Source organism: Brevundimonas sp. (assembly GCF_965227765.1).
GTDB lineage: Bacteria > Pseudomonadota > Alphaproteobacteria > Caulobacterales > Caulobacteraceae > Brevundimonas.
This window is the reverse complement of the sequence record NZ_OZ245778.1, coordinates 1,407,248-1,419,923: the sequence shown is the minus strand read 5'-3', so window position 1 is coordinate 1,419,923 and position 12,676 is coordinate 1,407,248. Positions and strand designations below refer to the sequence as shown.

At 66.6% G+C, this 12,676-nt stretch carries 8 protein-coding genes; 5 read left to right on the top strand and 3 right to left on the bottom strand.

The features are described from left to right. Window positions 1–1,512 (top strand): tryptophan halogenase family protein, encoded by a 1,512-nt coding sequence (locus tag ACO05L_RS06775; RefSeq protein WP_421731403.1) that lies wholly within the window; start codon window positions 1–3, stop codon window positions 1,510–1,512. 129 nt (window positions 1,513–1,641) lie between these two features. After that, complete coding sequence (locus ACO05L_RS06770) at window positions 1,642–4,257, top strand: glucokinase (protein WP_421731402.1); 2,616 nt, start codon at window positions 1,642–1,644, stop codon at window positions 4,255–4,257. 13 nt (window positions 4,258–4,270) lie between these two features. Here the strand turns inward: ACO05L_RS06770 and ACO05L_RS06765 are convergent, their stop codons facing one another. Further along, window positions 4,271–5,257: a glycoside hydrolase family 5 protein gene (locus tag ACO05L_RS06765; protein ID WP_421731401.1), complete on the bottom strand. Its 987-nt coding sequence runs from the start codon at window positions 5,255–5,257 to the stop codon at window positions 4,271–4,273. Window positions 5,258–5,510: 253 nt separating this feature from the next. Between ACO05L_RS06765 and ACO05L_RS06760 the strand changes: the two genes are divergently transcribed. Then, the gene (locus ACO05L_RS06760; protein ID WP_421731400.1) at window positions 5,511–8,042 is read left to right on the top strand and encodes a glycoside hydrolase family 3 N-terminal domain-containing protein; all 2,532 of its coding nucleotides are present in this window, start codon (window positions 5,511–5,513) and stop codon (window positions 8,040–8,042) included. 67 nt (window positions 8,043–8,109) lie between these two features. Here the strand turns inward: ACO05L_RS06760 and araD1 are convergent, their stop codons facing one another. Further along, the gene (gene araD1 / locus ACO05L_RS06755) at window positions 8,110–9,099 is read right to left on the bottom strand and encodes an AraD1 family protein (RefSeq protein ID WP_421731399.1); all 990 of its coding nucleotides are present in this window, start codon (window positions 9,097–9,099) and stop codon (window positions 8,110–8,112) included. 24 nt (window positions 9,100–9,123) lie between these two features. Continuing rightward, window positions 9,124–10,269, bottom strand: coding sequence for an aldose epimerase family protein (locus ACO05L_RS06750; RefSeq protein ID WP_421731398.1), 1,146 nt, complete (start codon window positions 10,267–10,269; stop codon window positions 9,124–9,126). 125 nt (window positions 10,270–10,394) lie between these two features. On the opposite strand from ACO05L_RS06750, the gene ACO05L_RS06745 reads away from it, so the two are divergent. Both ACO05L_RS06745 and ACO05L_RS06740 read left to right on the top strand, forming a co-directional pair. Further along, the gene (locus tag ACO05L_RS06745) at window positions 10,395–11,708 is read left to right on the top strand and encodes a sugar MFS transporter (RefSeq protein WP_421731397.1); all 1,314 of its coding nucleotides are present in this window, start codon (window positions 10,395–10,397) and stop codon (window positions 11,706–11,708) included. Window positions 11,709–11,740: 32 nt separating this feature from the next. Next, window positions 11,741–12,670 (top strand): alpha/beta hydrolase, encoded by a 930-nt coding sequence (locus tag ACO05L_RS06740; RefSeq protein ID WP_421731396.1) that lies wholly within the window; start codon window positions 11,741–11,743, stop codon window positions 12,668–12,670. Window positions 12,671–12,676 lie beyond the last annotated feature (6 nt).

The window sequence follows — 12,676 nt, the reverse complement described above, 5'->3', positions numbered from 1 at the left end:
ATGCCTCCCGCCGACCAACGCATTCGCAAAATCGCCATCGTCGGCGGGGGCACCGCTGGCTGGATGGCCGCGGCTGCCCTCGGCAAGGTGCTGGGGCCGGACTATGCCGAAATCACCCTGGTCGAATCCGAAGAGATCGGCACGGTCGGCGTCGGCGAAGCGACGATCCCTCAGCTGCGCCTGTTCAACAGGATGCTAGGGCTGGACGAGGACGAGTTCGTCCGCCGTACCCAGGGCACGTTCAAGCTGGGCATCCAATTCCGCGACTGGGGACGGATCGGAGAGACCTATTTCCATCCGTTCGGCCCGTTCGGCGTCGACATGAAAGGCGTCTCCTTTCACGCCTACTGGCTGCGCCTGAACCAGCTGGGCGACGCCCCGCCGATCACCGATTATTCCCTGCAGTCGGTAGCCGCTGCTCAGGGCAAGTTCATGCGCCCGATCGACGCCGGCCCGTCGCCCCTTTCCAGGATCGCCTACGCCTTTCACTTCGACGCCGGCCTCTATGCCGCATGGCTTCGCGAGCACGCCGAGGCCAGCGGCGTGCGGCGCGTCGAGGGCCGCATTGTGGATGTCGCCCTGCGCGGCGATGACGGGTTCGTCGAGTCCGTGCGAACCGACAAGGATCAGACGATCGAGGCCGACCTGTTCATCGACTGCTCCGGGTTCCGGGGCCTACTGATCGAGGGCGCGCTCCAGACCGGCTATGACGACTGGACCCACTGGCTGCCCTGCGACCGGGCGGTGGCGGTGCCCTGCGCCCGCGTGGAGAATCCGACCCCCTACACCCGCTCCACCGCCCGCCCCGCCGGCTGGCAATGGCGCATCCCCCTGCAGCATCGCACCGGTAACGGCTATGTCTATTCCAGCCGCCACATCGACGACGATGCGGCCGCCGCCGACATACTGTCACAACTGGACGGCGCGCCCCTGGCCGATCCGCGCGTACTGAGGTTCGTGACCGGGCGTCGCAAGAAGGCCTGGAACCGGAATGTCGTCGCCCTAGGCCTGGCGTCCGGCTTCATCGAACCGCTGGAATCGACCAGTATCCACATGGTCCAGAGCGGCATCGCCAACCTGCTGGCCATGTTCCCGACCCTAAGGTTCGAACAGGCGGAAATCGATCGCTACAACCGTGTCGTCGCCTATGAGGCCGAGCGCATCCGCGACTTCATCATCCTGCACTACAACGCCAACCAGAGGGACGACAGCCCGCTCTGGCGCGAATGCCGCGAGATGAAACTGCCCGACAGCCTGGTCGAAAAATACGACATCTTCCGGAGCCGTGGACGGATATTCCGCGAGAACGAAGAGCTGTTCAACGACACCAGCTGGTTCGCGGTCATGATCGGCCAAAACATTCGGCCAGAACGCTTCGACCCGGTCGCCGAAATCCTGTCGGTTGAAGAAACCCGCCGCCGTCTGCACCAGACGGCCGAGGCCATTCGTAATTCGGCGGACCATATGCCGACGCACGAGGCCTTCATCCGCGAGCATTGCTCGGCGGCATAGTCCGAACATTTCTCGCAAGCTCGAAGCAGCGCGATAGGTTTACAACGATCAGGAGTCGCCGAACGGTCATAACTCAGACTATTTTAACTATGCTGCTGTTCCCTAACGCAAAAGCCTTAGGGAGGCGTCGTGACATTTGCTGTCGTCGGGGATATCGCGCCTCACGTCTGCCGCTTCGCCTTTCTTGAAGGGTTCGATGGCGGTCGCCCGCTGTTCTCCGGCTACGCGGAACGCCAGGTTGGGGATTTCGCCACGCCAGTCGATGCCCTGGCCGATTTCCTCGCCGTTGCAAGCCGACCAACGCCCACGCGACTGTGCCTGTCCGTCGCGGCGCCCGTCACTGCCGACGAGGTGACGGTCACCCAGTCGGGCTGGCGGTTTTCCGGCGGTCAGTTCGAGGCCGCCTTCGGCTTCACCGACGTGCGGATGATCAATGATTCCGCCGCTGTGGCCCTCAGCGTCCTCAACCTCGATCCCGGCGACGCCCAGCCCATCGGCCCGTCGCCCGCGCCTGTCGCGGGGCTACGGCCCGGCCGATACGCCATCGTGAGTCCGGATTTTGGCCTGGGGGTTTCAGCGCTGGACATCGACGCCTCGGGGTCGCGCATCATCGACACCGAGGCCGGTCATTTGGCCTTTGCCCCCTCCACCCCCCTGGAATGCGAACTGCTGAAGGTCTTCACCCAGAAGCACGGGCGCGTGTCGTACGAACGGCTCATTTCTTGGCCCGCCCTGGGAGAACTGCACGCCGCCCTCGCTCTGGTCGAAGGCCGCGCCGCCGACCGACTGACGCCATTGGAAGTCCTGCTTCAGGGCCAGACCTTGCAGGACGCGACCTGTCGCCAGTCGCTGGACTGTTTCATGGGCATACTGGGCGATTTCGCTGGCCAGATCGCACTGTCGCTCGGCGTCTCGGAGGGGGTCTTCCTGACCGGACGATTCACATTGGAAGCCCAGCGCCATTTCGACGAAAGCGCCTTCCGCGCCCGGTTCGAAGACAAGGGTCGCCTGTCCCCCGTCGCCGCCGCTCTTTCAACCTGGGCCCTGGTGAACCCGGCTAGCACCCTGGTCGGGGCCGGGGCGCGCCTGCGTCTCGACAGCCCCGCCGGTCAGGGCGAAATCGCCGCGTCCGACGCCTTGGGCCTCAGCGTTCGCAAGACCCGCCTGCTGAAGACCGACATCGCCCGGTCCGCCATCGCCGCCGCCGACATCGGCCTGCTGATCCTCGACGCCGAACTGCGCATCATGGCCGCGAACGAGCGACTGTCATCCAGCCTGGGTCTCGGCTCTGAAGCGCTTAAGCCGGGCATCGACCTGGAGACTGTTCTGTCCGACCTGCAACAGCGTGGCTGCTGGTCGGAACAGGAGGCGGAAGCCTTCACCAACGCCATGCGGGATGCCGACACAGCCTCGTCAGAGTGGCGCGGAGCCGGCGGCCGGGTCCTTCGGCCCGTCGCCCGCAGGATGGAACACGGCGGCTGGATCATCACCAGCCATGACATCTCCTTGGCCACCCAGAGAGCGCGCGACCTTGAGGCGACCGCCGCCAGCCTGCGCCATGCGACACTCGAGGCCGAGGCCGCCAATGTCGCCAAATCCTCATTCCTGGCGATGATGAGCCACGAGATTCGCACCCCGTTGAACGGTGTCCTGGGGATGGTCCAGGCCATGGCCAACGACCCCTTGTCGAAATTGCAGAGCGAGAGGGTCGACATCATCCGACAGTCGGGTGAAAGCCTGCTGGCCATCCTCAACGACATGCTGGACCTGGCCAAGATCGAGGCTGGGAAACTGGCTCTGGAGGATGTCGACTTCGATCTCGACGATCTGCTGATGGGCGCCCATGCCGCCTTCACGGCCCTCGCCAACAAAAAGGGCCTGTCCTTCTCGCTGGTATCGTCGCCCGAGGCTCGGCACGGCTGGCGGGGCGATCCGACCCGGGTGCGCCAGATCGTCTATAATCTGATCTCAAACGCCCTGAAGTTTACCGAGACCGGGGAGGTCAGGGTCTCTGCTTGCGTCCAGGACGACGGCGCCCTGCGCCTGTCCGTCAGCGACACCGGCATCGGCATCCCTGCCGACAAGATCGACGCCCTGTTCGAGAAATTCACCCAGGCCGACATCTCCACCACCCGCAAGTTCGGCGGCACGGGTCTGGGCCTGGCGATCTGCAACGATCTGGCCGCTCTGATGGGCGGCGCCATGACCGTCCATAGCGTCTTCGGCGAAGGCACGACCTTCGAGGTCGTCCTGCCGCTGCAGCGCGGTGTGATCGCATCGGGAGAGACTGGCTGTGCTGAGCGCAACGACGGCTCCGACCTGGCTGGCGACCTCAAGGTGCTGGCTGCCGAGGACAATCCGATCAATCAATTGGTGCTCAAGACCCTGCTGCATCAACTCGGCATCGACGTCACCGTGGTCGACAATGGCCAGTTTGCCGTGGACGCCTGGGAGGCCGAACCCTGGGACCTGATCCTGATGGACGTGCAGATGCCGGTCATGGACGGTCCCGCCGCCACCCGCCGCATCCGCCAGCGCGAGAATGACGACGGCCGCAGCCGGACGCCGATCATCGCCCTGACCGCCAATGTCATGAGCCATCAGGTTCAGGAATACCGCGCCTGCGGCATGGACGCCTGGGTGGCCAAGCCGTTGCAGATCCAGGCCCTGGTGGACGCCATCAACACCGTCACCTGCGAGGACGCAGCGCCGGAAGCCGCGCCCGTCCTCGATGTCGCCTGTTAGACCTTAGCGCCGACTAGCGATCGAGCGTCCGCAGTCGCTCGCGGACCAGCCGGCCCGAGGGCGAAATCTGATCCAGCGTCCAGCCGCCTTGTCCTGATGCGCCAGGCAGAAGCGCGGCCGAGGCCTCGTCCTTGTCCGCCACGGACCAGTTCAGGTCGCTGAGCTGGTTGTCGGCGATGAACCGCCACCACAGTTCGGTCTCCGCCGCATCCACGCCGCCGTCGCCGTCCGCGTTGGTCGTGCCCCATTCGGTGACGAAGATCGCCACCCCTTTCGACAGGGCCGTTGCGGCCTTGGCGCGCAGGTCTCCCCTGTGACTACCCGCGTAAAAATGCAGGGTGTAGGCGACGTTGTCGAACGTCAGCGGTGTCTCGGCGGCGATATCGACGTCCTGGGACCAACGGGGCGTGCCGGCGATCACCAGATTGTCGGGATCCTGCGCCCGGATAACGCCGATGACCGCCTCATGATAGGGCCGCACCGATGTCGCCCAGTCATACTGAGGCAGGGGCTCGTTCCATGTCTCGTAGATCAGGTTGGGCAGGTCGCCGTAGCGGCTGGCGATGCTGGCAAAGAACCGGCTTGCCGCCTCGGGCTCCGGATCGTGGGCGTGCCAGTCTATGATGACATAGACGCCAGCGGCGACCGCGGCGTCGATAGCCGCTTCGGCCCGCGCCATCTCGGCCTCTGGATGCTCCATATATCCGCCCGCATGAACCGCGATGGCGGCGCGGATCACCGAGATGTTCCAGTCGTCGGCGAGCCACTGGATGGCGTCCCGGTTGTAGTACTGCGGTTGCCACTGGCTCCAGAACAGGGACATTCCGTGCAGGGAGACCGGCGCCCCGTGCTGATCGACAATGCGATTGCCCTGGACGCTCAACCGGCCATGGCGCTCGACCGGGGTCTCGGCGCTGGCGGGCGCCGAGACCTGCATCAACAAGACCATCGCCAAGGCCGCCATCACAGGCCTGGCCCATCGTCGCAGCATTCTGTCCATCTGGCCCATCCTCACCACTCCCTGATCTGCATTCCGATCGATGCAGTTGAGGTAACGCTATCACGCGAGAACCTGTTGTCGAATCCGCGCACCATGGCCTGACGCCTCCCATCGGTGAGAGCGGTAACAATTTGTCGCAGCCCCATCGACGGATCGAAACTTGCTGGTTAGGAGAGGAGTCAAGCGGAGCCACTCCCGCGAGCCCAAAGGCTCAAATCTCGGAGTGAGACTGGCCGCATCGGGACGGAATCATATGCGCATCCTTACTTCTATCCTCATGATGACCGTGGCTTCCGCGCCACTGACAACGTTGTCGTACTCGACGGAGGCCTCCGCCCAATCGCAATCGGCGCCCCCCGCCATCGCCATTCCGGCGAATGCAACGGCGCATCCTTCGCTGTGGCCCTCGGCGTCGTCGCCGGATGCGATGAGCGATGCGGCGACCGAGGCGTTCGTGGCGCAGTTGCTGTCGACCCTGACGCTGGAGGAGAAGGTCGGGCAGATGATCCAGGGCGACCTGGCCTCGGTGAAGCCCGAGGATCTGGCCCGCTATCCGCTGGGGTCGATCCTGGCGGGGGGCAACTCGGCGCCGGGCGGCGACGAGCGGGCTCCGGCCCAGGCCTGGGTCGAGCTGGCCCAGGCGTTTCGCGCGGCGGCGGCGGCGCGGCCGGGCGCCAAGGTCCCGCTGATCTACGGCATCGACGCCGTGCACGGGCACAACAACGTGGTCGGCGCGACCATCTTTCCCCACAACATCGGCCTGGGCGCCGCGCGCGATCCCGACCTGATCCGGCGCATCGGCGAGGCCACGGCGATGGAGGTGGCGGTGACGGGCGCCGACTGGACCTTCGGCCCGACCCTGGCCGTGCCCCAGGACGACCGCTGGGGCCGCACCTACGAAGGCTATGCCGAGAACCCCGAGGTGCAGCGCAGCTACGCCGGGCCCATGACCCTGGGTCTGCAGGGCGAGCTGTCGGCGGATCATCCCCTGGCGCCCGGCCGGATCGCCGGCTCGGCCAAGCATTTCCTGGCCGACGGCGGCACCGCCGGCGGCAAGGACCAGGGCGACTATCAGGGCGACGAACAGGGTCTGATCGACACCCACCTGGGCGGCTATGTCCAGGCCATCGACGCGGGCGTGCTGTCGGTCATGGCCAGTTTCTCGAGCTGGAACGGGGTCAAGCATTCGGGCAATCCGACCATCCTGCGCGACGTGCTGCACGGCCCGCTGGGCTTTGACGGCTTCGTGGTCTCGGACTGGAACGCCCATGGCCAGCTGCCCGGCTGTTCCAACGAGAGCTGCGCCCTGGCGGTCAACGCGGGCATCGACATGCTGATGGCGCCCGACAGCTGGAAGCCCCTGTACGAAAGCACCCTGGCCCAGGCCCGTTCGGGAGAGATCCCCATGGCGCGGATCGACGACGCCGTGACCCGCATCCTGCGCGCCAAGGTCAAGGCCGGGGTCTTCCGCGAGGATCGCCCGGTCGAGGGGCGGCTGGAGATGCTGGGCTCGCCCGAGCACCGCGCCCTGGCCCGCCAGGCGGTGCGCCAGTCGCTGGTGCTGCTGAAGAACGAGGGCGCGGTGCTGCCGATCCGGGCCGGCGCGCGGGTGCTGGTGGCGGGCGCGGCCGCCGACGACATCGGCCAGGCGGCGGGCGGCTGGACCCTGACCTGGCAGGGCACGGGCAACGCCAACGCCGACTTCCCCAATGGCCAGTCGATCTGGTCGGGCATCCACGAGGCGGTGACCGAGGCCGGCGGCGCGGCGACGCTGAGCGCCGACGGGAGCTTCACCGACAAGCCGGATGTCGCCATCGTCGTCTTCGGCGAGACCCCCTATGCCGAGTTCCAGGGCGACGTCGACACCCTGGACTTCGTGCCTGAAGGCCCCCTGGCCACGCTCAAGGCCCTGAAGGCGGCGGGGATCCCCACCGTCTCGGTCTTCCTGTCGGGCCGTCCGATGTGGACCAATCCCGAGATCAACGCCTCGGACGCCTTCGTCGCCGCCTGGCTGCCGGGCACCGAGGGCGCAGGCGTCGCCGACGTGCTGATCGGCGATGCGGCGGCCAAGCCACGCCACGACTTCACCGGAACCCTGTCGTTCAGCTGGCCCAAGACGGCCGAGGGCCAGCCCCTGAACGTCGGCCAGCCCGGCTATGACCCCCAGTTCGCCTACGGCTACGGCCTCAGCTACGCCGCGCCGGCCAGCGTCGGCGTGTTGTCCGAAGAATCCGGCATCACCGGCGAGACCTCGAGCATCGACCGCTATTTCGTCGATGGCCGCTATGTCTCGCCCTGGGCCCTCCTGTTGAACGACGCCGGAGGGCAGCTGAAACCGCCGGTCGGCGGCGAGGGCCAGAGCCCGCGCGGGGGAGTGGTCTCGCATGCGGTCGACGACCTGGCCCAGGAAAGCGGCCAGCAGTTCGTGTTCGCCGGAACCGGCGAGGCATCCGCCCAGATCTGGGGCATTCCGGTGGACCTGACGCGTCAGAGCAATGGCGAGATGGCCCTGGGCTTCCGCTATCGCGTCGACGCCCGGCCGACCGCCCCGGTCGGCCTGGGCATGGGCGGGGCCACGCTGGATATCGCGTCGATCTTCGGCGCCGCCCCCATCGGTGAATGGCGCACGATCAAGGTGCGGCTGTCCTGCTTCCGCGATAGGGGCGCCGACCTGGCGGCCGTCGATATCCCCTTCCAGCTGACCACCGTCGGCACGGCCGCCTTGTCGGTGTCCGAAATCCGCGTCGTCTCCAACGAGGGGGATGCGATCTGCCCACCGGCCTAAAAGCCGGCGCCGGGGCCGCTTCCGTTCGGAACGGCCCCCGTCAAATGCCTTCCCTAGCCTGAGGCGATTAGAGGGACTGGACCGCCATGGCAGGGGTCTCGTCTCGGGCCAGGACGTTTCGCAGAGGCAGGCTGAAGGGCGCCGCCTCGATCTCGAACATGTCTCCAGCCCGGGTCTGGACGCCGTCCGCAAAGGACAGGGTCGCCGTGCCGAAGAAATGCACATGCACGTCGCCCGGACGGCGGAACAGATCGTATTTGAAGTGGTGCGCTTCCAGGTTGGCCAGGGCGTGGGACATGTTGTCTTCGCCTGACAGGAAGGGCTTTTCCCACAGGATGGCGCCGTCCCGGATGATCCGGCTCTGGCCCCGGACATCGGCCGGAGGCGAGCCCACGAGCAGCTCGGGCCCCAGCGCCGCCGGTCGCAGCTTGGAGTGGGCCAGCCACAGGTAGTTGTGACGTTCGGTGACGTGGTCGCTGAACTCGTTGGCCAGGCAGACGCCCAGCCGCCACGGCGCGCCGTCCGGACCGATCACATAGACCCCGGCGAGCTCAGGCTCCTCGCCGCCATCCTGGGCGAAGGCGGGCATCGTCAGGGGACGGCCCGGTCCGACCAGTTGGGAACCGTCGCCCTTGTAGAACCACTCGGGCTGCTGGCCGACGCGGCCCGCTGCAGGCTTTCCGCCCTCGACCCCTTCCAGAAACATCCGCATGGAGTCGGTCTGGTGCTCGGCCGATGCGGCCGCACGGTGCATCTGGTCACGCCCTTCGGCGGAGCCCAGATGCGTCAGGCCCGTGCCCGTCATGATCAGATGGGCGTCGTCGGGGTGGTCGATGGGCGCCAGCAGACGCCCCTCCTCCAGCGCCTCGTTGATATCGACAGCGCCGCCCGGCCCCTGACGCCGACAGGCCTGTGACAGGTCAATGCCGGCGCCGATCGCCATCAGCGCGAGATCGCGCACGGTCTCGACATTCTGGATAAAGGCCGCCGTGTCGCGCTCGGCGGCGATGACCTGACGACGACCGTCAGGGCTGAAGTGCTGTAGAAGGCGCATCATAGTTCTCGTCGGAAGGCTCGAAGGTCAGTCTGCGGTCGACAGGCGATAGACCATCACATGGCGATAAGGCTGGCCGGGATCGACGCGCGCCGAGATGAAGGCCGGCGTATTGGGGGCGTTGGGAAACTTCTGCGGCTCCAGCGCCAGTCCATCGCCCATGCGGTAGAGATGACCTCCCTTGCCGACCAGCAGAGCGTCGAGGAAATTGCCCGAATAGACCTGAACCCCCGGCTCAGTCGTCAGCACCTCCAGCACTCGGCCGGAGGCGGGATCCTCAAGCCGGGCGGCCAGTTCGGGCTGTGCCGTCACACCCTTGTCGAGGGCGAAGTTGTGGTCGTAGCCGCGGCCGAGCCGGATCTGCTCGTCACGTCCGTCGCGCAGGCCATCAGAGATCAGGCGCGGAGTGCGGAAGTCGAAAGGCGTGCCCTCTACCGCGCGCGATTCTCCCGTCGGAATCAGGGCGGCGTCCACGGGCGTATAGGCCGCCGCAGGGATCGTAAGACGATGGCCCTCGATACCGCCCGGAGCCCCCTCGCCTGCCAGGTTGAAGATGGCGTGATTGGTCATGTTGACGACGGTGGGGCGGGTCGTCTCCGCCTCGAAGGCGATGGTCAGGGCCCCCGCCTCGTCCAGCGAATAAGCGACCGTGGTTTCAAGCTGCCCCGGATAGCCCAGGTCCCCGTCCGGGCTGGTCAGAGCCAGGACGACGCTCGGGCTGTCGCCGTCGCTGACAGAGACAACCCGCCAGACCTTCTTGTCGAAACCCTGCCCGCCGCCGTGCAGAGAGTTGGTGACGTCGTTCAGAGGCAGTTGATAGGTCCGACCGTCCAGCACGAAACGCCCCCCGGCGATCCGGTTGGCGTAACGCCCCACGGTGACGCCGAAATAGTTGGGATGGGTCTCGTAATCAGCCAGGGCGTCATATCCCAGGACCACATCCGCCGGACGCCCGTTTCGGTCCGGTCCGACCAGGGATTGCAGGGTCGCGCCATAGGTCAGGATGCGGGCCGAAACCCCATGGCTGTTGCTTAAGATGATGACCTCCACCGCCTGACCATCCGTCAGACGACCCGCCGGAGCGCGCTGCGCTTCGCCTGCGAAGACCGCGCCTGGAGCAGCGACCAAACCCAATATGGCTGCCGCCGCCAGCACCCCTGTCCGCCTATCCATGACCCGTCCCTCACACCGTTCGCCCACCGTTGACGAGGGCCTGAGGTCCATATAGTCAGACAATTAAAAGTAGGACAAGTTGCGGCGTCGAATGGCGTGAACGCGCTGCCGACAGGAGGGAAATCATGGCTGTACCGACAGGCTCGTTCACCGCTTCCGCCCCCAAGCCGGGCAGCGCGGCCTATCGCCCGGCCTTGGCGCTGCTGGCCACGCTGTTCTTCATGTGGGGCTTCATCACCGTCATCAACAATACGCTGCTACCGCACCTGCGCAGCGTGTTTGACCTCAGCTACACCCAGACGACTCTGATCGAATCCGTCTGGTTCATCGCCTATTTCGTCGCCTCGATTCCATCCGCCAAACTGATCGCCCGCCTTGGCTACCAGCGCGCGATCGTTATCGGCCTGGGCGTGATGGCTGTCGGCGCCCTGATGATGGTGCCGGCGGCGCGTCTGCCGTCCTACAATCTGGTTCTGACGGCCCTGTTCGTCATCGCCAGCGGCATCACCCTGCTGCAGGTTGCCGCCAACCCCTACGTCACCGTGATTGGTCCGCCCGAGACGGGTTCGTCGCGGCTGAACCTGGTTCAGGCGTTCAACTCGCTGGGCACGACCCTGGCGCCCTTGTTCGCGGGCTATCTGATCCTGGGCCGATCCAAGGGCGGGACCAGCGAGGCGGACGTCGTGCTGACCGCCGCCGAGCGATACGCCGACGCCCAGTCGGTCATCCTGCCCTACCTGATCGTGGCGGTCGTCCTGATCGTCCTGGCCGTGGTCATCGCCCGCTTCCCCCTGCCCGCTCTGGGCCAGGCCTCGCAGCGCGCGACCCGCGAGGCCCGCAAGGGTCTGTCGCTGTGGCGACACCGCAACCTGGTGTTCGGGGTGCCGGCCATCTTCATCTACCTGATCGCCGAGATCGGCGTGGCCAACCTGTTCATCAACTTCGTCGCTCAGCCCGACATCGCCGCCATCACCCACGAACAGGCCTCGCGCTATCTGGCGATCCTGTGGGGCGGCATGATGGTGGGTCGCTTCCTGGGCGCGGTGCTGATGCAGCGGATGCGAGCCGAGACGGTCCTGGCCATCTTCTCGGTCGGCGCCTTTGTCGTGATGCTGGTCACCACGTTCGCCAGCGGCCCGATCGCCATGTGGGCGCTGATCGCAGTCGGTTTCTTTCACTCGATCATGTTCCCGACCATCTTCACCCTGGGCATCAAGGGGCTGGGCCCTCTGACCGAGGAGGGCTCGGGCCTGCTCATCATGGCCATTGCAGGCGGCGCCCTTGTGATCGTCCAGGGCTGGCTGGCCGACCGATACGGGCTGCAGCTGTCCTTCCTGCTGACCGCCGCCTGCGAGCTCTACATCCTGTTCTACGCCCTGTGGGGCTCTCGCGTGACGGGCCCGGCGGCCATTCAGGCCACGCCCCCATCGCCGGCGTGACGCCGCTTCGACCCCATGCTCTGGAGACGACCATGACCCGCCTGAAAATCTTGCTGCTCCTGACCGCCGCCAGCCTTGCCCTCGCCGCCCCGGCGCTGGCGCAACAGGCTCCGATGACCGAGGCCGCCGCTCCGGCGGAACCGAACGCCATCATCCTGGGCACCGGCGGCGTTGCGGCATCGACGGGGCCAGAGACCTGGTTCAACCAGTATGGCGACACCTTTGTCCGCAATGTCACCACCGCAACCCTGACCCCGGTTTTGCCCAAGCCCGGCACGGCCAACGGAGCCGCCGTGATCGTGGCCCCCGGCGGCGGCTTCATGTTCCTGTCGATGAGCAACGAGGGTTGGGAAGTCGCCCAGGCCCTGGCCGACCAAGGCGTCGCCGCCTTCGTGCTGAAATACCGCACGCGCCCGACCCTGCCCGATCTCGGAGAGTTCGAGGCCTCGGTCAACGCCATGTTCTCGGGCGCCGGAGCTCGTCCCGCCCGTCCGGCGACGCCGGGCCAACCGGGCGCCGAATTCGCCGATCAGATAGATGACGCCACGGCGGCGTTCGCCCTGGTGCGGTCCAGGGCTTCGGAGTGGGGCGTCGATCCAGAGCGTATCGGCATGGTCGGCTTTTCGGCCGGCGCCATGACCACCATGGCCACCACCCTATGGGCGCCCCAGACCCGCCCCGCCTTCATCGCGCCCATCTATGGAGCCATGACCGCCGTCGAGGTTCCGGCCGATGCACCGCCGATGTTCGTGGTGCTGGCGGCGGACGATCCCCTGTTCGCCAATCGCGGCTTCGGCGTCGTCGAAGCCTGGCAGAGCGCGGGCCGTCCGGTGGAGTTTCACCTCTATCAGAACGGCGGCCACGGGTTCGGTCTGGGCAATCCCGGCAAGACCAGCAACGGTTGGCTCGACGGCTTCCTGCGCTGGCTGGACGTGAACGGGTTCCTGAAGCCCCAGGCCTGACCTGGT

Coding starts and splice junctions, on each gene's coding strand:
- ACO05L_RS06775 (WP_421731403.1), top strand. CDS start 1: ATGCCTCCCGCCGACCAACGCATTCGCAAAATCGCCATCGTCGGCGGG.
- ACO05L_RS06765 (WP_421731401.1), bottom strand. CDS start 5,257: ATGGACAGAATGCTGCGACGATGGGCCAGGCCTGTGATGGCGGCCTTG.
- ACO05L_RS06760 (WP_421731400.1), top strand. CDS start 5,511: ATGCGCATCCTTACTTCTATCCTCATGATGACCGTGGCTTCCGCGCCA.
- araD1 (WP_421731399.1), bottom strand. CDS start 9,099: ATGATGCGCCTTCTACAGCACTTCAGCCCTGACGGTCGTCGTCAGGTC.
- ACO05L_RS06750 (WP_421731398.1), bottom strand. CDS start 10,269: ATGGATAGGCGGACAGGGGTGCTGGCGGCGGCAGCCATATTGGGTTTG.
- ACO05L_RS06745 (WP_421731397.1), top strand. CDS start 10,395: ATGGCTGTACCGACAGGCTCGTTCACCGCTTCCGCCCCCAAGCCGGGC.
- ACO05L_RS06740 (WP_421731396.1), top strand. CDS start 11,741: ATGACCCGCCTGAAAATCTTGCTGCTCCTGACCGCCGCCAGCCTTGCC.